Genomic DNA, 19809 nt, shown 5'->3' on the forward strand with positions numbered 1-19809 from the left:
CGTCGTTCCCCTCAGCTCGCGTCACGTCACCAATGGCAGGGGATCAGTGCCCTCACTCAGGATCCCAAGGTAGCGGCGATAGCCGAACACCCGGCCTCGTTTTCTGCCTGTGAACTCCTCGACCACGCCGAGGCGTTCGAGGTCGGCCAGTACTGCGTTGACCGTTGGCGCGGAGAGCCCGGTTCGTTCAACGAGCTGGTTAGCTGTGAGAAACGGATTCTGCTGGAAAAGGTCATGAACCCGCAGGGCCGAGCCTGCGCGATCACTCTCTGCCGTTATACGTTCGCGATCGTCCTTGAAAAGATCGACTATGCGGGTGGCCGCATTGAAAGCCTGGTTGGCCGTGTCGGCGACGCCGGCAAGGAAGAAGTCCAACCAAGCCTCCCATGCGCCATGCTCGCGCACCTCTTGAAGCAGCCGATAATAGTCGGCCCGGTGGGTTTTAAGATATAGACTGAGGTAGAGCAGCGGCTTGCGCAGAACGCCGTTGACGCAAAGGTACAGCGTCACGAGCAGACGGCCGATGCGGCCGTTGCCATCAAGGAACGGGTGGATCGTTTCGAACTGGACGTGGAGGAGACCGGCCTTGATCAGCGCGGGTAGCCGGGACTCGCTCTCATGCATGAAGCGTTCGAGAGCATCCAGGCAGCCATCGAGTTCCGTAATCGGTGGTGGCACGAACAGTGCGTTGCCAGGGCGCGTGCCGCCGATCCAATTTTGTGATCGCCTGAATTCGCCGGGGCTTTTGGTGCCGCCCCGGCCGCTTTGCAGCAAGCGTTCGTGCATTTCTCGGATGAGACGGAGCGACAGCGGCAATTCTTCCAGCCGATCGAGCCCGTACATCATGGCGTCGACGTAGTTCGAGACCTCGCGAATATCGTCGATCGGCTGGCCAGCCTGCGCCTCGGTCTCGAAGCGGAGCAGATCCGACAAGGTCGATTGCGTACCCTCGATCTGAGAGGAGAGCACCGCTTCCTTTCGCACGTACATGTAGAGGAAGAGTTCCTGGCGTGGCAGGAGCATGGTGATGCCGTCGAGGCGACCCAATGCGCGTTCGGCCAGGCTGAGGCGATCGAGCAGGCCCAGCACATCGATAGGCGGGGCTGGTGGAAGCGGCGGCGGTACGAAGGCCCGCACAACCCCGCCCGCAACGGGGGTCTCGACGAAGCGGCCCAGCCGCAGATTCGGTTCAGGATCGACCATGCGCACCCAATATGCGGAGAATCTCTTATTTAAGCAACTGGCTCTTGGCTTAATTAGCAAACAGGCTAAGGTAAGCGGGCTTAAATAAGGGAGCCGACCGGGTTGCGCAGGCGTGTTTTGTATCTACGAGGCTGCGCCCGTGCCTGAGGCAGGACCATCGGTGTGCCCATGCGCGCGGTCAAGGCTTGCCAAGCGCCTGGTCTCTCGCGAGAATCGCCCCCGTGCGCTCTGATGTCGATCATCTGCCTTCGATTCAGCAAGGCGAACTGGGTCGAGTGAAGCAATTGCTGATGGGCGAGTTCGCCGAGGCGACGGCGCGCGCGAACCAGCCCTGGAAGAAGAACGGACGCATCCTCAAGGTCATCTTGTTCGGCAGCTATGCCCGGGACGATTGGGTCGATGAACCCGAGAATGGCTACCAGTCCGACTACGACCTGCTGATCATCGTCAGCCATCCCGATCTTACCGACATTGCCGACTACTGGTACGTCGCCGAGGACAAAATCCTGCGCGATACCACGATCGCGCGGCCCGTGAACATCATCGTCCATACGCTGGAGGAAGTGAATCAAGCGCTGAGCCGGGGCGAATATTTCTGGGTCGATATCGTCCGTGACGGCATTGTGCTCTACGAACTGCCCGGCAGTGCGCTCGCCACGCCGCAGCCGCTGACGGCGGCTGACGCGTTTGAAATGGCATCAAAATACTTCGAGGAGAAGCTGGGCGATATTGACGTGTGGCTTGAAACGGCATCGGCGCAACAGGCCCGCACCGATGATCCAATCCGATATCGACGACATGCGGCTTTCAACCTCCACCAAGCGACGGAAACCGCTTACGCCTGCTTCCTACTGGTCCGCACCCTGTATTTTCCGCGCTCGCACAACATTAAATTCCTACGCTCGCTCGCCGAGGGCAGCGAGCCACGGCTGATCGAGGCGTGGCCTCGGGCGACTAGAATAGACCGCCGCCGTTTCGAGCTACTGAAGCGCGCGTATGTCGAGGCGCGCTATTCGGCGAGCTACGAGATCAGCAAAGACGACCTCGATGCTCTGGCACAGTCCATTCGAACCCTCCGCGACATGGTCGAGGCCGTTTCGCTCGAACGCATCGAAGCGCTCCGGACCGACGCCGGCCTCTGATCGACGGCAACGGCTGGCCGACGCCTGCCGCATAGCTTCCGGTTCCGGCATCTGACCGGAACGGACCGAGGCGAGCCCATCTGCGCCCATCAGCGCCGTTTCGTTTTTCCTCCCATAAGCCGAGTTTGAAACCGCCCGAGCCGGTCCCGTCCGGCGGGCGGGAGCCTCGACGTGACACCCACCAAATTGCTCATCGGCCAGATCCTTGTCGTTTTCGCGATTGTCATCGCGGGGGTGTGGGCCGCGACCCAGTGGGCGGCGGCGATGCTGGCCTATCAGCCCGAACTGGGGCTGCCGTGGTTCCGGCTCGGCGCTGTGCCGATCTACCATCCCTGGGCGCTGTTCGGCTGGTGGTATCACTATGATGCCTATGCCCCGGTCGTCTTCGACAAAGCGGGCATGCTCGCCGGCGCCAGCGGTTTCGCCGGCTGCGCGGCGGCGATCTTCGGTTCGCTGTGGCGCGCCCGCCAATCGAGCAACGTCACCACCTATGGTTCCGCCCGCTGGGCAAGCCCCCGCGAGATCGAACGCGCTGGCCTGCATCGGCACGCGGGCGTCATGCTTGGCGCGCTTGCTGGCCGATATCTCCGCCATGCCGGCCCTGAGCACATCATGGCGTTCGCGCCGACCCGCTCGGGCAAGGGCGTCGGACTCGTCGTGCCCACCTTGCTGTCCTGGACCGGCTCGACGGTCGTACACGATATCAAGGGTGAGAACTGGACGGTGACCGCCGGTTGGCGTGCACGGTTCTCGCACTGCCTGCTGTTCAACCCGACCGACGCCGCATCGGCGCATTACAATCCGCTGCTCGAAGTCCGGCGCGGCATCGACGAAGTGCGCGACGTCCAGAACATCGCCGATATCCTGGTCGATCCGGAAGGCGCGCTGACCGTACGCAATCACTGGGAGAAGACCAGCCATTCGCTGCTGGTCGGCGCGATCCTCCACATTCTCTATGCCGAGGAAGATAAGACGCTCGCGCGGGTCGCGACCTTCCTGTCCGATCCACAGCGCAGCTTCGTCGCCACGCTCCACCGGATGATGACCACCAATCATCTTGGCGATGATAAGAAGCCCAAGGTCCATCCCGTCGTTGCGTCGGCCGCGCGCGAACTGCTCAACAAGAGCGAGAACGAGCGCTCCGGCGTGCTGTCGACCGCGATGTCCTTCCTCGGCCTCTATCGCGATCCGACCGTAGCTGAGGTTACCTCACGCTGCGATTGGCGGATCGCCGACCTGATCGAGGCCGAGCGGCCCTTGTCGCTCTACCTCGTCATCCCGCCGTCTGACATCAGCCGCACCAAGCCGCTGATCCGCCTCGTGCTCAACCAGATCGGTCGCCGCCTGACCGAGCGGCTCGACCAGCCCGGAACCTCTGCCCGCCGGCATCAGCTCTTGATGATGCTCGACGAGTTCCCGGCGCTGGGCCGCCTCGATTTCTTCGAGACCAGCCTCGCCTTCATGGCCGGCTACGGCATTCGCGCCTTCCTGATCGCGCAGAGCCTGAACCAGATCGAGAAGGCGTACGGCGAGCACAACGCCATTCTCGACAATTGCCATGTCCGCGTTGCCTTCGCGACCAATGACGAGCGCACCGCCAAGCGCATTTCGGACGCGCTCGGCACCGCGACCGAACAACGCGCTATGCGCAACTATGCCGGCCACCGGCTCGCGCCCTGGCTCGCGCACGTCATGGTCAGCCGCCAGGAGACCGCCCGCCAGCTTCTGACCCCGGGCGAGGTCATGCAGCTTTCGCCCGACGACGAGCTTGTCCTTATCTCCGGGCTCGCACCGATCCGGGCGCGCAAGCTGCGCTACTTCCAGGACCGCAACTTCACCGCCCGGGTGGCACCCACGCCAGCGCTGGTGTCTGGTCAATATGCCGACTGTCCGAAGTCGCGCGGCGACGACTGGTCCAACCAGGTGCGCGGCACCGACGATCGCCTGAAACAGGCGAAGGACGCCGCAGGTGGCGAGGACGACGGCGGCATGCAGCAGCAGCGTCATCCCGCCCTTCCTGAACAGGTTTCCAAACCAGCCGACGCCGCGCAAACGCGCGATCCCCAGGTCGTGCCGGACGACGACGATGTCGCCGCCGACAAGCGCGCCATGGATCAGGCGCAAGCGCCGAACGCCGTCGTCCGTAGCCATGCCATCAACGAGGGCGCGAAGCGCGACCTCGTACCGGACTTCTGAGGCCGTGATGAAAATTCGACAGAACCTCTATATCGACCGCGAACTCAGCGATGCGCTCGAGGCGCTCGCCGCTGGTCCGCGCGGCAACAAGAGCCACATCGTCAACGATGCGCTGCGTGACTGGCTGGCGCGCCGGGGAACCAAGGAGGTCGATGACCTGCTCAAGGGTCGGCTCGACCGCCTGACACGCGAACTCGCCGGCGCGCGGCGAGACATCGACGTGCTGCTGGAGAGCCTGGCGCTGTTCGTCCGCTACCAGCTGATGGTGACGGCGCCGTTGCCCGAAGCCGATGCTGCTGCCCGCGCCATCGGTCGCGATCGGTTCGAGGCCTTCGTCGCGCAGCTCGGCCGCCAGCTCGCCAGTGGCAAGCGTACGCTGACGCCCATCGACCCCGATGGAGGCGCGTCATGACCTTCGCCCCAACCGGCAGCGTTTCCGCCGAACGCCGTCGCGCTATGTTGCGCACTGCGATGGGGCCGGCGATCGCCGCCGCGCTCACCGACCCGCGCGTCATCGAGATCATGGTCAATCCGGACGGGGCGCTGCGCGTCGATATCCTCGGCGAAGGCCGTGTCGATACCGACGTGAAGCTCGATGCGCCCCAGGTCGAGCGGATCATCCGGCTGGTGGCGTCGCACGTCCGCTCAGAAGTCCATGGCGACAAGCCGATCGTGTCGGCCGAACTGCCGCCGCTCGGGTCTGGCGCCGGCGAGCGATTCGAAGGCATCCTGCCGCCCGTTTCGACGGCGCCGTGCTTTTCGATCCGCAAACCCGCTGCCCGCATCTACACGCTGATGGACTATGTGGCCGACGGCATCATGTCGGCCGAGGCGGCGCGCATGCTGGGCCGAGCCGTCGTCGATCGCCGCAACATCCTCGTCGCGGGCGGAACCAGTTCGGGCAAGACCACGCTCGCCAACGCACTGCTCGCCGAGATGGCGCATCTCGACGAACGCGTGATCCTGATCGAGGACACCCGCGAACTGCAATCGCCGGCGCGCGACACGGTCGCGCTCCGGACCCGGCCAAGCACATCCGACAAGAACACCGCCGTCACCATGGGTGATCTCGTGCGCTCGACGCTGCGCCTTCGGCCTGACCGCATCATCGTCGGCGAGGTCCGCGGCGGCGAGGCGCTCGACATGCTCAAGGCATGGAACACCGGCCATCCCGGCGGAATCGCGACCGTCCATGCCAACAGCGCGGCGTCCGCGCTCTACCGTATCGAGCAACTCATCCAGGAGGCCGTGGTCACCGTGCCGCGCCGCCTGATCGCAGACGCAGTCGACATGGTCGTCTTCATCGCCGGTCGCGGCACCGCGCGGCGCATCGAGACGATCGCCCGCGTCGCCGGACTCGATCCAGACGGTGGCTACGCCGTCGTCGATCTCACCCCCACCCCTGACCCCTGACTTGCAAGGAGACTGACATGACCACTGTTCGTATCCCCAGCCGCGACCGCGTCTTCGCCACCGCCGTGATGCTCGGCCTGTCGATCACCATGACTAGCGGCGCCTATGCCAGCGGTGCTGGCATGCCATGGGAGCAACCGCTCCAGCAGGTGCTGGAATCGGTTCAGGGCCCGGTCGCCAAGATCGTCGCGGTGCTGATCATCATTTCCACCGGGCTGGCGCTTGCATTCGGTGAGACTGCCGGCGGCTTTCGCAAGCTCATCCAGATCGTCTTCGGCCTGTCGATCGCATTCGCGGCATCGAGCTTCTTCCTGTCCTTCTTCAGCTTCGGCGGCGGAGCGCTCGTCGCATGAGCAACATCGACACCGGTCATGTTGCTGGCTTCGAAGCGCCGATCCACGCCAGCCTCGGCCAAGCGATCCTGCTCGGCGGCGCACCGCGCGGCGTTGCGATCGTCAACGGTACGATCGCCGCCGCGATCGGCCTGGGCCTCCAGCAATGGCTGGTCGGGATCGCGGTCTGGGCGATCGGGCACAGCATCGCGGTCTTCGCCGCCCGCCGCGACCCGGACTTCGTGCCCGTGCTGCTGCGCCACCTGCGCCAGAAGGGATATCTGGCATGCTGAACCTCGCCGAATACCGGTCGCACGCCGACCGGCTCGCCGACCATCTGCCCTGGGCCGCGCTGGTCGCGCCCGGCGTCATCCTCAACAAGGATGGCAGCTTTCAACGCAGCTTCGCCTTTCGCGGTCCCGACCTCGACAGCGCCACCGAGGCGGAACTGGTGTCGGCGTGCGCGCGGGCCAACAATGTCCTGAAGCGGCTCGGCTCGGGCTGGGCGCTATTCTTCGAGGCCGAGCGGCGCGAGGCGCTCGGCTATCCCGAAAGCGCTTTCCCGGACGCGGCGTCGTGGTTGGTCGAGCAGGAGCGACGCGGCGGCTTCGAGGCCGAGGGCCAGCATTTCGAGAGCGTTTATCATGGCACTTTGGTCTGGTTGCCGCCTGCCGACAGCAGCGATGCGGCGGGACGGACACTGGTCGAGCGGCCCGACGGCGCAAAAGGGCGGGACTGGCACGCCAGCCTCGCTGGCTTCATCGCCGAGACCGATCGCGTGCTCGACCTTTTGTCGGGCTTCATGCCCGAGGTCCGCCCCTTAAGTGACGCGGAGACGCTGACCTATCTCCACGGTACCGTCTCCAGCCGATGTCACCCCGTCGCCGTGCCGGAGACACCGATCTATCTCGATGCGCTGCTCGCCGATACGCCGCTGGTCGGCGGGCTGGAGCCGATGCTCGGCGGGAGCCATCTCCGCACGCTGACGGTGCTGGGATTTCCAAACCTGAGCCGGCCCGGCATCCTCGACGCGCTCAATCATCAGGATTTCGGCTACCGCTGGGTCACGCGCTTCATCGCGCTCGACAAGACCGACGCTACAAGCGCGCTGACCAAGATCCGTCGGCATTGGTTCAACAAGCGCAAGTCGATCACCGCACTGCTGCGCGAGGTGATGTACAACCAGCCGGTCCAGCTTCTCGACAGTGACGCCGACAACAAGGTGGTCGATGCCGATCTCGCGCTGCAGGCGCTCGGCGGCGATCATGTCGCCTTCGGCTATCTGACGACGACGATCACGGTGTCGGACACCGACCGAAATCGCGCTGAGGATAAGGTCCGCGCGGTCGAGCGGATCGTCAACGGCCTCGGCTTCACCGCCAAGCGCGAAGGCGTCAACGCGGTCGAAGCGTGGCTGTCGTCGCTGCCCGGCCAGGTCTACGCCAATGTGCGCCAGCCGCTGGTCCACACTCTTAACCTCGCCCATCTCATGCCGCTGTCGTCGGTCTGGGCGGGGCCAACCGAAAACCGGCATCTCGGCGGACCGCCGCTGCTGTACGCCCAGACCAGCGGATCGACGCCGTTTCGCCTCTCCACCCATGTTGGCGATGTCGGGCACATGCTCGTCGTTGGCCCGACCGGCGCGGGCAAGTCGGTGCTGCTGGCGCTGATCGCGCTGCAGTTCCGGCGCTATGCCGGTTCCCAAGTCTATATCTTCGACAAGGGCTATTCGGCGCGCGCGGCGGTGCTGGCGATGGGCGGTGCGCATCATGCGCTCGGCCTCGGCGCGGATAGCGGCGAGGCCCTGGCATTCCAGCCGCTCCGCCGCATCGACGATGCCGCCGAGCGGAGCTGGGCGGCGGAATGGATCGCGGCACTGCTGGCGCATGAGAAGGTCATGGTCACCCCCGAGGTGAAGGACGCCGTCTGGTCGGCGCTGGGCAGTCTCGCCTCGGCACCCCCGGAGGAGCGAACGCTGACCGGGCTTTCCATGCTGCTCCAATCGAATGCGCTGCGCACCGCGCTCACGGCCTATACGCTCGACGGCCCCTATGGCCGGCTCCTCGATGCGGCCGAGCAGCATCTCGCACTCGCCGCGGTCCAGTGCTTCGAGACCGAGTCGCTGATGGGACAGGCGGGCGTGGTCGCCCCGGTACTGACCTATCTCTTCCACCGCCTTGAGGAGCGGTTCGATGGTCGCCCGACGCTGCTGGTGCTCGACGAGGCCTGGATCTTCCTCGACCATCCGCTCTTCGCCGCGCGCATCCGCGAATGGCTGAAGGTGCTGCGCAAGAAGAATGTCGCGGTGCTGTTCGCGACCCAGAGCCTCGCCGACATCGCCGACAGCAGCATCGCACCAGCCATCATCGAAAGCTGCCCGCAACGCATATTGCTGCCCAACGATCGCGCGATCGAGCCGCAGGCGCGCGCCGCCTATGAGCGATTCGGCCTCAACGCCGCCCAAATCGAACTGGTCAGCCGCGCCACGCCCAAGCGGCATTATTACCTGCAATCCGCACGCGGCAATCGCCTCTTCGAACTCAGCCTCGGTCCGATCGCGCTGGCGCTGTGCGGCGCCTCCGATTCCGCGACCCAGGCGCGGATCGACGCGCTTCTCGCAGAATTCGGGCCGGCTGATTTTGCCGCCCGCTTCCTGTCCGACGCCGGCCTCGACTGGGCCGTGCCGCTCATCGCCGGATTCACCAGCCTCGGCATCAAGGAGTAACCACCATGCCCGTATCCGCACCACGAAAATACATGACCGTCAGCGCGCTCTGCATCGTCGCCGCTGGTGCCGGCCTGACCGGCATCGTGCTGCCGAGCGCGCCGGCGCACGCGATCATCGTGTTCGATCCCAGCAACTACAGCCAGAATATCCTGACCGCCGCCCGGACGCTTCAGCAGATCAACAACCAGATCCGCAGCTTGCAGAACCAGGCACAGAGCCTGATCAACCAGGCGAAAAATCTCACCACCATCAGCTTTCCTGAAATCCAGGCGATCACTCAGACGCTTCAGCAGATCGACCAGTTGATGGGCCAAGCGCAGGGCATCCAGTTTCGGGTCGGCGGTCTCGACCAGCAGTTCCGCCAGCTTTTTCCCCAGAGCTTCAGCCAGGCACTGACCATGAACGGCCAGGTTCTCGCCGCGCGGACGCGGCTCGACACCGAGATGTCGGCCTACAAACAGACGATGGGCGTGCAGGCGCAGGTGGTCGAAAATGTCCAGGCTGACGCGCAGACCCTCAGTGGTATCGTATCGCGGAGTCAGGGCGCCGAAGGCGCGCTGCAGGTCAGCCAAGCCACCAACCAGTTGCTCGCGCTGACCGCCAAGCAGCAGTTCCAGATTCAGAACCTGATGGCGGCACAATACCGGGCACAGACGATCGAGCAGGCGCGGCGCGCGCAGGCCGAGATCGATGCGCGCGCCGCCACCACCAAGTTCCTCGGTTCCGGCTCGGCTTACGCTCCCCAGTAAGCCGGGGCCGGCGCAGGCGGCGGCGAATCGCCTCCTCGTCGCTGCCGCCGCGCAGGTTCGGTCATGAGGCCGCGCCCCAAGCGCCCTCATCCCAGATCGGACCTGCGCGGCTTCATTCCCAGGATTTCCCTATGAACGACCTGAACGTCATCGATCGGTTCCTGCAGACCTTCATCCGCTACATCGACAGCGGGTTCGGGCTGCTGGGTGGCGATGTCGCCTTCCTGGCAACGACCCTGATCGGCATCGACATCACGCTCGCTGGCCTGTTCTGGGCGATGGGCGGCGAACAGGATGTGGTCGGCCGCTTCATCAAGAAGATTCTCTATGTCGGCGCGTTCGCCTTCATCCTGAACCGCTTCTCGACCCTTGCGGACATCATCTTCCGTTCCTTCGCGGCGGCGGGGCTGACGGCGGGTGGGGGGACCCTTACCGCAGATGATCTCCTCAAACCGGGCCGTCTCGCCGGCACCGGTTTCTCGGCCGCCTGGCCGTTGCTCGACCAGGTCTCGAAGCTGATGGGGTTCACCAGCTTCTTCGACAATTTCCTGACCATCATCGTGCTGCTGTTCGCGTGGGCGATCGTGATCATCGCCTTCTTCATCCTCGCCGTGCAAATGTTCGTGTGCATCGTCGAGTTCAAGCTGACGACGCTCGCCGGTTTCGTGCTGGTGCCGTTCGCGCTCTGGAATCGGACCAGCTTCCTCGCCGAGCGCGTGCTCGGCAATGTCGTCAGCTCCGGCATCAAGGTGATGGTGCTCGCCGTCATCGTCGGCATCGGTTCGAATTTCTTCAACGAGTTCACCACCGCCCTTCAGGGCCAGGAACCCGACATCGGCCAGGCCATGAGCCTCGTGCTGGCGTCGCTCACGCTGTTCGGGCTCGGTATCTTCGGTCCCGGCATCGCCTCGGGTCTCGTCGCCGGCGCACCGCAACTGGGCGCTGGCGCGGCGGTCGGCACGACCATTGGCGCGGCAAGTGTCGTCGCGCTGGGCGGCGGCGCCGCGATGGGCGCGGCCGGTGCGGTTGGCGGGGCTGCGCTCGGTGCGATCCGCGCCGGCACGACCATGGGTTCGGCGGCATCGGCTTCCTATCAGCTCGGCCAGACCGCGACCGGATCCTCAAGCGTCGGCGCCGGCATCGGCGGCATGGCGCAGGCGGCCGGCAACGCAATCCGCCAAAAGGCATCGGCAGCGCTGGGCTTGTCGGAGGCCGCTGAGCGCGGCCGCGACGCGGCCTGGTCGGCTCTGAATGGCGCCGCCGGTTCTACTGGACCGACTCCCCACGCATCCGCCGATGGCGCTCCGTCCTGGGCACGATCGCTGCGCCGCCAGCAGGATGCCCGTCACCACCGCCACGTCGCGCTTCAAACCCTCAAGGAAGGCGATCGTGGCGGCGCATCCGCCACCCCCGACATCAAGGAAAGGGAAGACTGAGTCATGATCTTCAAACCCCATGATCTTTAAGCGCGCGATCCAGCGCTACGCGCAGACGCCCGAGCCCGAGACGCCCTATCAACGCGCCGGCCAGGTCTGGGACGACCGCATCGGCTCGGCTCGCGTTCAGGCCCACAACTGGCGGTTGATGGCGTCCGGCACGCTGTCGCTATCGACCGTCATGTCGGGGGCGCTCATCTGGCAGTCGCTGCAGAGCCGGGTCACGCCCTATGTCGTCGAGGTCGATCGCCTGGGTGAGGCCCGGGCGGTGACCGAGGCGGAAGCAGGCTATCACCCGACCGATCCGCAGATCGCCTGGCATCTGGCGAAGTTCATCGAGAACGTCCGCGGGGTCTCGCTCGACCCGGTGTTGATGCGTCGCGACTGGCTGTCCGCCTATGACTTCACCACGACACGGGGGAGCCAGTTTCTCGGCGACTATGCGCGGGCCGCGGACCCGTTCGCTAGGATCGGCGAGCGCACCGTGTCGGTCCAGGTGACCAGCGTCGTCCGGGCATCGGATCGCTCGTTCCAGGTCAAATGGACCGAGACGGCCTATGAGCGCGGCAGCGAGGCAGGCTCGTCCCACTGGACCGGCATCCTGACGATCCTGACCAGGCCGCCGGTATCAGCCGACACGCTCCGCAAGAACCCGCTCGGCATCTACATCGATGCGATCGACTGGAGCCGCGAACTCGAGCCTGCGGCGTCGACCGCTCCCGCGCGCACCACGTCGCCGACGAGCAAACTGCCGCTCGGCTCGCCGCTCGACCCGAACCTTGCCGCTCAACCGACCGTCAATCCGGAGACGCAGCCATGACCAGAGCTTTTGCGGCCGCCGCGCTGCTCGCGCCTTGCCTGATCCTTGCCGTCGGCAGCGCGAGCGCGGCAGCGGCGATCGGCAACAGCTCGCGCGAAGCCATGCCGGTCTCAGCCGCCAACCGCGCGGCGACGATCGAACCCGTCGCGCAGGGCTTCATAAACGCCGTACAGGTCTATCCGTTCGCCGACGGTGCCATCTATCACGTCATCACCGCGCCCGAGCGGGTGACCGACATCGCACTTCAACCGGGCGAGACGCTGGTGGCGGTGGCAAGCGGCGACACGGTGCGCTGGGTGATAGGCGACACCACCAGCGGATCAGGCGCGGAGAAGCGGACGCATGTGCTGATCAAGCCGTTCAGCGCCGGCCTGTCCACCAATCTCGTCATCACCACCGATCGACGCAGCTATCACATCGCGCTTACAGCCATGACGAAGACGGCGATGGCCGCGCTCTCCTGGACCTATCCCCAGGATGCGCTGATCGCCTTGAAGCGCGCCGCCGTGGCGACCGAGGCGGCGGCTCCGGTGGCAGACGGGATCGCGGTCGAGCAGCTTCACTTCAACTATGCCGTATCGGGCGATCGACCGGCCTGGCGGCCTCTTCGCGCCTTCGACGACGGGCGGCAGACCTTTATCGAATTTCCCGCGACGCTGACTGTGGGCGAGGCGCCACCGATCTTTCTGGTGGACGGGAAGGGCGAGGCTCAACTTGTCAACTATCGCGTTAAGGGCCGCTTCTACGTCGTCGATCGCATTTTCGACGTGGCCGAACTCCGTCTTGGGACGAAGCACCAGCAGATTGTCCGCATCCGCCGGGTGGCGGACGGCGCGCCCACGCGGAGGGGATCATGACCGTCGAAGCGCCAGCCCCGCCGGCACCCGAGCCCCCCGCCACACCCGCCAAGGTGGACCCGGAGACGCTCGCGCTTCGCGCCCAGCCCGCGCGGGCGATCCGCTTCAAACGGGGCGCTGTGGTGGCGATCGCAGCGCTCGGCTCCGTCAGCCTGATCGCGACGGCCTGGTTTGCGCTGCGGCCGTCCGCGCTGCACCTTGCTGAACAAGCCGACGGTCAGACGGTCGCCGTGAAGGCGCCCGCTGATACCCTGAGCAAGCTCCCGGGCAGCTATGGCGACGTACCCAAGCTCGGACCGCCGCTGCCGGGGGATCTCGGCCGGCCGATCCTCGATCATCAGCGTGCGATGGGCACCGCGCCGGTGAGCAGCGAAGCAAGTCGGGTCGAACAGGCTGCCGCCATCGAACGCGATCGACGGGCTGCGGAACTGAAGGCGGCGCGTGAATCGGGTTTGTTGGTACAAACCGGCAGTCGCACCGATCCGACTCGCGCCGCAGATTCGACGCCATCCGCGCCGCCGGTTGCAGCCATCGATGCGTCACGGCTCGCCATCGATCCCGATCGCGACGCCAATGCCCAGCAGCACAAGGCCGACTTTGTCGCGGCGCGCGATACCGGCGGCGATGTCAACGAGCATCGGCTAAGCCCGCCGACGTCGCCGAACATGCTCTCCGCCGGTAGTGTCATCGCGGCTAGCCTGATCACTGGGCTCAGGTCGGACTTGCCTGGGCTCGTTATCGCTCAGGTAACCGAGCGCGTCTTCGACAGCGCGACGGGCAGCATTCTTCTCATTCCGCAAGGTGCGCGGCTGATCGGCAGTTACGACAGCGTGGTCGCCTTCGGGCAGAAGCGCGCACTTGTCGTATGGCAGCGGATCATCTTGCCGGACGGCAGTTCGATCCGCCTCGACAACGTGCCCGCAACCGACCCGTCAGGCTATGCCGGGCTTGCCGATAACGTCGATTTCCACACCTGGGCGCTGCTCAAGGGTGTCGCGATTTCGACGTTGCTGGGCGTGGGCGCGAACGTGACTTTTTCCGGGGAGAGCGATCTTGTCCAGGCGATCCGCGAATCCACCCAACAGAATGTCTCGCGCGCTGGCGACCAGATCACATCCCGCAATTTGCAAGTACAGCCGACGATTACGATCCGGCAGGGCGCGCCGGTTCGCCTGATCGTTCACCGTGATCTCGTTCTCGCGCCTTGGCGCCGCACCGGAGTCTAGCATGGCAGATCTGAAATTAGGGAAGCTCCCCGATCGAACCCCGGTCAAGCTATCGGTCACGATAACGCCCGATCTGCTTGCCGCTTTACAGACATATGCCGCTATTTACGCCGAGGCATATGGGGTTGAGGAACCGGTTGCCGAACTGGTACCCGCGATGCTCGCATCATTTCTCGAGAGCGACAGAAACTTCGTGCGCGCGCACGATGCACGGCGGCGAGGTCAGAAATGATCGAGCGGGCGTGGGAGCAGAAGATCGAGCCGCTGACGGTGCGAATCTCGACCGCTGTGCGGATAACCGGCCTTAGCCGGTCCCGCATCTACGAGCTGATCCAGTCGGGCGACCTCGATGTCGTGAAGGTTGGGCGCGCCACGCTCATTCAATACGGAAGCCTGAAAGCGCTCACTGCGGTTACCGCGTCAGCGCAACGCTGACTCGTCGGAATGTTCGTCATGTACCCTGCGAGGCATCCCCGGATGATGCCCCGCAGGGTATGATGGTCTACCGAGTCGGGCGACCGCGCGGGCGTCCTGCCTTTGACTTGCTGGCCTTGGGCTTTCGAGAAATCACTTTTGCAGTTCTGGGCGCTTCGGCTGCGTCGCGCAGACCGTCCAGATAGTCGGACCAGTGCTGCATCATGGCGACGCGCTCGTCCCAATATTCGCCGCGGGCATAAGCACGGCGGACGGACGATGCTTCCTGATGGGCAAGCTGCCGTTCGATCGCATCCGGGTTCCACTTGCCCATCTCGTTGAGCAAAGTCGCCGCCATCGCCCGGAAGCCATGCGCAGTCATCTCGCAGGTCTCGTAGCCCAGCCTCCGCAATGCTTGGTTGACCCCACTCTCGGACATCGGTCGCCTCGGGTTTCCCATGCAGGGAAAGAGATACTGGCGGTGACCGGTGATCTCGCGCAACTCCTCGATCATCGCCAGCGCTTGCCGCGAGAGCGGCACGCGGTGTGGTCGCCGCATCTTCATCTTCTCGATGGGGATTGACCAGATCGCCTTGTCGACGTCGATTTCGGCCCATTCGGCCTGGCGCAGTTCTCCCGGTCGTACGAACAGATGTGGGGACAGGCGCATCGCCATGCGCGTGACCGCTTGGCCAGTGTAGCCATCGATCGTCTTTAGGAGGATACCGACCTCGGGTGGATCGACGATCGCGGCATGGTGCGTGGTCTTCGGCGTGATCAGCGCGCCACGTAGGTCAGCCGCGACATCTCTATCACAGCGCGCGGTCGCAATCCCATAGCGAAAGACTCGGCTGAGGACGCTCCGCATTCGCCGTGCGCTCTCATAATTGCCCTTCGCTTCGATCTTCCGCAGCACGGCTAGGGCTTCGATCGGAGTGATGGCGTTGATCGGGTGCGATCCGATCAGCGGGTAGGCCATTCCAAGCAGCCAGCGAATCTTGCCGAGCGTAATCTCGGCAAGGCCTTCGCGCTCACATTTGGCGAGCCATTCAATCGCGACCTCCTTGAAGCTCGTCGCCACGGAAAACTGGGCTACGATCTTCGCTCGCTTCTTTTCGAGGACGGGATCGATTCCGGTGGCGATCTCCCTTCGAGCGTCACGGCATTTGTCGCGAGCGTCGGCGAGGGAGAGAGACGGCCATTGTCCGATATGCAGAGTCTTGGCGTGACCGCCATATCGATAGCGGAAACGCCACAGTTTAGCGCCCGAAGGCTGCACGGAGAGAGCAAGCCCTTGTCCGTCAGAGAGGGTGTAGGGCTTCGCCTTGGGCTTGGCGGCGGTAATCTGGAGTTGAGTGAGCATCGTCGTGATCCCGGTTTTCCGGGCCAACCCTGCGGACACACCAAGATACACGTTTTGCGTATCTTTAGCTGGAATCCACTGGATCAACCCGGACGGTTGCCAGCGATCTTCGATGAAATTATGCTTTGAAACCAGCCGCTTGCCGGACGCCTCTGGACGAATCCAGAGGCAGGAAATGGTGCCCAGAAGAGGACTCGAACCTCCACGACCTTGCGATCGCCAGCACCTGAAGCTGGTGCGTCTACCAATTCCGCCATCTGGGCACGGGGTAGGGGCGCGCCTTTAGGGGAGGCGGTGCGGCCTTGTCAACACGCCTGTTGCTGGGGCAGAGGCGAAATCACGCGATCGGCATGAGGAATGGACGGCATGAACAACACGCTAGTGACGGTGATCGGCGGCGGCGGCTTTCTCGGCCGCTATGTGGCGCAGGCGCTGATGGCGCGCGGCGCGCGGGTTCGGATCGCGCAGCGTGATCCGCGCGCGGCCTGGTTCCTGAAGTCGCTCGGCAGCTTGGGGCAAACGCAGTTCGTCGGCGCCGACGTCACCAAGCCCGAGACGGTGGCGCATGCGGTCGCGGGCAGCGACGCGGTGGTCAATCTGGTCGGCATCCTTTCGGGCGATTTCGCGCGCGTGCATGTCGCCGGCGCCCGCGTGGTCGCCGAGGCGGCGCGCGCGGCGGGTGTCGAGACCCTCGTCCATGTCTCGGCGATCGGCGCCGATCCCGCGAGCCCGTCGGCCTATGGCCGCACCAAGGGCGAGGGCGAGGCGGCGGTGCGCGCGGCCTTCCCGCAAGCGACGATCCTGAGGCCCTCGATCGTGTTCGGGCGTGAGGACCAGTTCCTCAACCGCTTCGCGGGCATGATCGCGAGCGCGCCGCTGGTGCCGGTGCTACGCGCGCAGACGCGGTTCCAGCCGGTGTTCGTCGGTGACGTGGCGGACGCGGTTGCCGCCGCGATCGCCGATCCCGAGCTGGCCGCGGGTAAGACCTTCGAACTCGGTGGTCCGGACGTGCTGACGATGGCCGCGCTGCTGCGCTGGATCGCGCAGACGATCGGCCGCAAGCCGATGTTCCTGGAATTGCCCGATGCGATCGGCGGGCTGATCGCGGCGGGCGGCGCGCTGCCCGGCGCCCCGATCACGCAGGATCAATGGAAGATGCTCCAGCACGACAACGTCGTGGGGAGCGCGGCGGTCGGCTTCGCCGATCTTAAAATCGCCCCGACCCCCCTCGCCGCTGTCGCCCCGACGTGGCTGGTCCGCTATCGTCGCAACGGGAGATTCGGCGCCCGCGCGGCCGCCTAAACGGCGGAGCACGGTGGCGTGGACGCGCGGCGGCGCAGGAGCGCCGCGCGCTATGGGGGACTTTTGTGACCGATCTATTGACCATCATCCTGCTCGGCATCGTCGAAGGCGTGACCGAGTTTCTGCCCGTGTCCTCGACCGGGCACCTCATCCTCGCCTCGGCGCTGCTCGGCTATGATTCGGCCTATTGGGAAGTGTTCAACATCGTCATCCAGCTCGGCGCGATCCTGGCGATCGTCGTGCTGTATTGGCGCACGTTCTGGGCGGTGATCTCGGGGTTGTTGCGCCTTGATCCCGTATCGGTGCGATTCGTCCGCAACCTGCTCGTCGCTTTCATGCCGGCGGCGGTGATCGGCCTGGCACTCCACAAATATATCGAGGCGCTGCTCGGATCGCCGGTAACGGTCTGCGTCGCGCTGATCGTCGGCGGTGTCGCGATCCTGTTCATCGAGCGTACGGTCAAGGAAGGCGATATCGCGGGTGTCGCGGATATCCCGCTGCCCAAGGTGGTGGGCATCGGCTTCATCCAGTGCCTGGCGATGGTTCCGGGCGTCAGCCGCTCGGGCGCGACGATCCTCGGCGCTCTCACGCTCGGGGTCGAACGGCGCACCGCGGCGGAGTTCAGCTTCTTCCTCGCCATCCCGACGATGCTGGGCGCTACCGCTTTGGAGTTGTTCAAGAATCGGCATGAACTCGCCGCGGGCGGCGGGGTTGGCTTCGGTGGGATCGCGATCGGTTTTGTGGTTGCCTTCATCGTCGCGTTGCTGGTGGTCCGCTGGTTTGTCGGCATCGTCACCAAGCGCGGCTTCTCGCCGTTCGCGTGGTACCGGATCGTCGCCGGCGCTGCCGCTCTGATTTGGCTCCTATCGAAATAGGTCCGATACGTAACTAATAGGTTGATCTATATCTCTAGAACCGACCGTCGATTTCTTGTGAGTACGCTAATAGGTAAGATATACTTACCTATTAGCGTAAAAGTTCGTGACACGCGTCATATTCGCCTGTAAAGACCGCACCGCAACTACGGCGGGCGAAGATGGCGAACGATCAACTCCTGAAATTTGTCGAGCGGGCGCAGAGCTACCCGGCGAAGCGCGACGCAGCGGATCGCGCGGAGGATTTCCGCGAGATCGCGAACCGGTATTCCGCGCCGGCCGCCGAAGATCAGGCGGGGCGCTGCTCGCAATGCGGTGTTCCCTATTGTTCGGTGCATTGCCCGCTCCACAATCACATCCCGGACTGGCTGCGTCTCACCGCCGAAGGGCGGCTGCGCGAGGCGTACGAGCTATCGAACAGCACCTCGACGATGCCGGAGATCTGCGGCCGCATCTGCCCGCAGGACCGGCTGTGCGAAGGCAATTGCGTGATCGAATTCTCCGGCCACGGCGCGGTCACGATCGGCTCGGTCGAAAAGTTCATCACCGACACCGCTTGGGAGGAAGGCTGGGTCGAGCCGCTCGTGCCGGGGCAGGCGCGCGGCCAATCGGTCGCGGTGATCGGCGCCGGTCCGGCGGGTCTGAGCGCGGCCGAATATCTGCGTGGGTTCGGCTATGACGTGCATGTCTATGATCGCTACGATCGCTCGGGCGGCTTGCTGACCTACGGCATTCCCGGCTTCAAGCTGGAGAAGTACGTCGTCACGCGGCGGGTCGAGCGGCTGGCGGCGGGCGGCATCGTCTTCCACAATGATTTCGAAGTCGGCCGCGACGCCAGTCTCGACGATCTGCGCGAGCGCCACGATGCGGTGCTGATCGCCACCGGCGTCTACAAGCCGCGTGCGATCAAGGCGCCCGGCGTCGCCAGCGACGGGATCGTCGACGCCCTCGACTATCTGACGGCCTCCAACCGCAAGAGCTTCGGCGATGCGGTGCCGGCGTTCGACGACGGCAGCCTCGATGCCGAGGGCAAGCATGTCGTCGTGATCGGGGGCGGCGATACCGCGATGGACTGCGTCCGCACCGCGATCCGCCAAGGCGCGGCGAGCGTGAAGTGTCTCTACCGGCGCGACCGCGCCAACATGCCCGGTTCGCAGCGCGAGGTGGCGAACGCCGAGGAGGAGGGCGTCGAGTTCGTCTGGCTGTCCGCCCCCGAAGCCTTCCGGGCCGGCGAGCGTGTGACCGGCGTGACGGCGAGCCGCATGCGCCTTGGCCAACCCGACGCGAGCGGCCGGCGCGCGCCCGAGATCGATCCCGCCGGGGGCTTCGATGTGCCCGCCGATCTCGTAATCAAGGCGTTGGGGTTCGATCCCGAGGATTTGCCGGGCCTGTTCGGCTCGCCCGAACTCGGCGTGACGCGCTGGGGCACCGTGCTGGTCGACAACAAGACGCTGATGACCTCGCTCGACGGCGTGTTCGCGGCGGGCGACATCGTGCGCGGCGCCAGCCTCGTGGTGTGGGCGATCCGCGACGGCCGCGATGTCGCGGCGACGATGCACGCGTACCTCAAGGCGAAGGCGGGCGCGGGAAGGCAAGCGGCGTGACGCGGAAGCAGCGCGCCGCCGACGCGATCGGACGCGGTCGTGCGCTGTGATGTTGCGAACCGGACGGCGATCGCCCTCGGCGATCCGCGCGACCGGATCGCGAGTGAGTACCCGATCGAAGAAAACGAACACGTGACCCGGGCAGGTCA

Annotated in this window: 19 protein-coding genes and 1 tRNA gene; 17 read left to right on the top strand and 3 right to left on the bottom strand. The window is 65.2% G+C overall.

The annotated features are described in order from the left end of the window. Positions 1-21 precede the first annotated feature (21 nt). Positions 22-1203, bottom strand: a complete 1182-nt coding sequence (locus BLS81_RS09340) for a Fic family protein (RefSeq protein WP_093223309.1) — start codon at positions 1201-1203, stop codon at positions 22-24. A gap of 221 nt (positions 1204-1424) precedes the next feature. Here BLS81_RS09340 and BLS81_RS09345 point away from each other — a divergent pair, with 221 nt between their 5' ends. The 14 genes from BLS81_RS09345 to BLS81_RS09410 all read left to right on the top strand — a co-directional run bounded on the left by BLS81_RS09345 (position 1425) and on the right by BLS81_RS09410 (position 14537). After that, a complete protein-coding gene (locus BLS81_RS09345) occupies positions 1425-2345 on the top strand; it encodes a HEPN domain-containing protein (protein WP_093223311.1) in 921 nt (306 codons plus the stop codon). Between the two features lie 171 nt (positions 2346-2516). Further along, entirely contained in the window at positions 2517-4541 is a 2025-nt protein-coding gene (locus BLS81_RS09350; protein WP_093223312.1) for a conjugal transfer protein TraG, read from the top strand. 7 nt (positions 4542-4548) lie between these two features. After that, the gene (locus BLS81_RS09355) at positions 4549-4953 is read left to right on the top strand and encodes a CopG family transcriptional regulator (protein WP_093223314.1); all 405 of its coding nucleotides are present in this window, start codon (positions 4549-4551) and stop codon (positions 4951-4953) included. Then, on the top strand, positions 4950-5954 hold the full coding sequence (gene trbB, locus BLS81_RS09360; RefSeq protein ID WP_093223315.1) for a P-type conjugative transfer ATPase TrbB: 1005 nt from the start codon (positions 4950-4952) through the stop codon (positions 5952-5954). The genes BLS81_RS09355 and trbB overlap by 4 nt, the downstream gene beginning before the upstream one ends. Before the next feature lie 17 nt (positions 5955-5971). After that, the gene (locus tag BLS81_RS09365) at positions 5972-6307 is read left to right on the top strand and encodes a TrbC/VirB2 family type IV secretion system protein (RefSeq protein ID WP_093223317.1); all 336 of its coding nucleotides are present in this window, start codon (positions 5972-5974) and stop codon (positions 6305-6307) included. Further along, positions 6304-6579 (top strand): VirB3 family type IV secretion system protein, encoded by a 276-nt coding sequence (locus tag BLS81_RS09370; protein ID WP_093223318.1) that lies wholly within the window; start codon positions 6304-6306, stop codon positions 6577-6579. The genes BLS81_RS09365 and BLS81_RS09370 overlap by 4 nt, the downstream gene beginning before the upstream one ends. Then, the gene (gene trbE, locus BLS81_RS09375; protein ID WP_093223320.1) at positions 6573-9011 is read left to right on the top strand and encodes a conjugal transfer protein TrbE; all 2439 of its coding nucleotides are present in this window, start codon (positions 6573-6575) and stop codon (positions 9009-9011) included. Before BLS81_RS09370 ends, trbE begins: the two co-directional genes overlap by 7 nt. A 32-nt stretch (positions 9012-9043) precedes the next feature. Continuing rightward, positions 9044-9763, top strand: coding sequence for a P-type conjugative transfer protein TrbJ (gene trbJ / locus BLS81_RS09380; RefSeq protein WP_256326162.1), 720 nt, complete (start codon positions 9044-9046; stop codon positions 9761-9763). Positions 9764-9894: 131 nt separating this feature from the next. Beyond that, entirely contained in the window at positions 9895-11199 is a 1305-nt protein-coding gene (gene trbL, locus BLS81_RS09385; RefSeq protein ID WP_093223323.1) for a P-type conjugative transfer protein TrbL, read from the top strand. A gap of 19 nt (positions 11200-11218) precedes the next feature. Beyond that, positions 11219-12019 carry a conjugal transfer protein TrbF gene (gene trbF / locus BLS81_RS09390; RefSeq protein ID WP_093223324.1) on the top strand — a complete coding sequence of 267 codons (801 nt, stop codon included), beginning with the start codon at positions 11219-11221 and terminating at the stop codon, positions 12017-12019. Continuing rightward, positions 12016-12876, top strand: coding sequence for a P-type conjugative transfer protein TrbG (gene trbG, locus BLS81_RS09395; protein ID WP_093223326.1), 861 nt, complete (start codon positions 12016-12018; stop codon positions 12874-12876). Before trbF ends, trbG begins: the two co-directional genes overlap by 4 nt. Continuing rightward, positions 12873-14102 carry a TraB/TrbI/VirB10 family type IV secretion system protein gene (locus BLS81_RS09400; protein ID WP_093223327.1) on the top strand — a complete coding sequence of 410 codons (1230 nt, stop codon included), beginning with the start codon at positions 12873-12875 and terminating at the stop codon, positions 14100-14102. The genes trbG and BLS81_RS09400 overlap by 4 nt, the downstream gene beginning before the upstream one ends. Position 14103: 1 nt before the next feature. After that, a complete protein-coding gene (locus BLS81_RS09405) occupies positions 14104-14334 on the top strand; it encodes a DUF2274 domain-containing protein (RefSeq protein WP_093223329.1) in 231 nt (76 codons plus the stop codon). Then, a complete protein-coding gene (locus tag BLS81_RS09410) occupies positions 14331-14537 on the top strand; it encodes a MerR family transcriptional regulator (protein ID WP_093223330.1) in 207 nt (68 codons plus the stop codon). Before BLS81_RS09405 ends, BLS81_RS09410 begins: the two co-directional genes overlap by 4 nt. A 67-nt stretch (positions 14538-14604) precedes the next feature. Here the strand turns inward: BLS81_RS09410 and BLS81_RS09415 are convergent, their stop codons facing one another. Together BLS81_RS09415 and BLS81_RS09420 are read right to left on the bottom strand one after the other, a co-directional pair. Next, positions 14605-15879 carry a tyrosine-type recombinase/integrase gene (locus BLS81_RS09415; RefSeq protein ID WP_093223332.1) on the bottom strand — a complete coding sequence of 425 codons (1275 nt, stop codon included), beginning with the start codon at positions 15877-15879 and terminating at the stop codon, positions 14605-14607. Between the two features lie 176 nt (positions 15880-16055). Beyond that, positions 16056-16142: transfer RNA gene (locus BLS81_RS09420), tRNA-Leu, on the bottom strand. A gap of 103 nt (positions 16143-16245) precedes the next feature. Between BLS81_RS09420 and BLS81_RS09425 the strand changes: the two genes are divergently transcribed. The 3 genes from BLS81_RS09425 (at position 16246) to BLS81_RS09435 (ending at position 19660) form a co-directional block, all read left to right on the top strand. Next, positions 16246-17181 carry a complex I NDUFA9 subunit family protein gene (locus tag BLS81_RS09425; RefSeq protein ID WP_093223743.1) on the top strand — a complete coding sequence of 312 codons (936 nt, stop codon included), beginning with the start codon at positions 16246-16248 and terminating at the stop codon, positions 17179-17181. Positions 17182-17246: 65 nt separating this feature from the next. Next, complete coding sequence (locus BLS81_RS09430) at positions 17247-18056, top strand: undecaprenyl-diphosphate phosphatase (protein WP_093223333.1); 810 nt, start codon at positions 17247-17249, stop codon at positions 18054-18056. 161 nt (positions 18057-18217) lie between these two features. Beyond that, complete coding sequence (locus BLS81_RS09435; RefSeq protein ID WP_093223335.1) at positions 18218-19660, top strand: NAD(P)-dependent oxidoreductase; 1443 nt, start codon at positions 18218-18220, stop codon at positions 19658-19660. The last annotated feature ends 149 nt before the right edge of the window (positions 19661-19809 follow it).

Source organism: Sphingomonas sp. NFR15 (genome assembly GCF_900103265.1).
Taxonomy (GTDB): Bacteria; Pseudomonadota; Alphaproteobacteria; order Sphingomonadales; family Sphingomonadaceae; genus Sphingomonas; species Sphingomonas pollutisoli.

Bases quoted from the DNA above. Each gene is read 5' to 3' on its own strand.
- trbG (WP_093223326.1), top strand. From the start codon at position 12,016: ATGACCAGAGCTTTTGCGGCCGCCGCGCTGCTCGCGCCTTGCCTGATC.
- BLS81_RS09355 (WP_093223314.1), top strand. From the start codon at position 4,549: ATGAAAATTCGACAGAACCTCTATATCGACCGCGAACTCAGCGATGCG.
- BLS81_RS09340 (WP_093223309.1), bottom strand. From the start codon at position 1,203: ATGGTCGATCCTGAACCGAATCTGCGGCTGGGCCGCTTCGTCGAGACC.
- BLS81_RS09365 (WP_093223317.1), top strand. From the start codon at position 5,972: ATGACCACTGTTCGTATCCCCAGCCGCGACCGCGTCTTCGCCACCGCC.
- BLS81_RS09435 (WP_093223335.1), top strand. From the start codon at position 18,218: ATGGCGAACGATCAACTCCTGAAATTTGTCGAGCGGGCGCAGAGCTAC.
- trbL (WP_093223323.1), top strand. From the start codon at position 9,895: ATGAACGACCTGAACGTCATCGATCGGTTCCTGCAGACCTTCATCCGC.
- BLS81_RS09415 (WP_093223332.1), bottom strand. From the start codon at position 15,879: ATGCTCACTCAACTCCAGATTACCGCCGCCAAGCCCAAGGCGAAGCCC.
- BLS81_RS09370 (WP_093223318.1), top strand. From the start codon at position 6,304: ATGAGCAACATCGACACCGGTCATGTTGCTGGCTTCGAAGCGCCGATC.
- trbJ (WP_256326162.1), top strand. From the start codon at position 9,044: ATGACCGTCAGCGCGCTCTGCATCGTCGCCGCTGGTGCCGGCCTGACC.
- trbB (WP_093223315.1), top strand. From the start codon at position 4,950: ATGACCTTCGCCCCAACCGGCAGCGTTTCCGCCGAACGCCGTCGCGCT.
- trbE (WP_093223320.1), top strand. From the start codon at position 6,573: ATGCTGAACCTCGCCGAATACCGGTCGCACGCCGACCGGCTCGCCGAC.
- BLS81_RS09410 (WP_093223330.1), top strand. From the start codon at position 14,331: ATGATCGAGCGGGCGTGGGAGCAGAAGATCGAGCCGCTGACGGTGCGA.
- BLS81_RS09405 (WP_093223329.1), top strand. From the start codon at position 14,104: ATGGCAGATCTGAAATTAGGGAAGCTCCCCGATCGAACCCCGGTCAAG.
- BLS81_RS09400 (WP_093223327.1), top strand. From the start codon at position 12,873: ATGACCGTCGAAGCGCCAGCCCCGCCGGCACCCGAGCCCCCCGCCACA.
- BLS81_RS09425 (WP_093223743.1), top strand. From the start codon at position 16,246: ATGAACAACACGCTAGTGACGGTGATCGGCGGCGGCGGCTTTCTCGGC.
- trbF (WP_093223324.1), top strand. From the start codon at position 11,219: ATGATCTTTAAGCGCGCGATCCAGCGCTACGCGCAGACGCCCGAGCCC.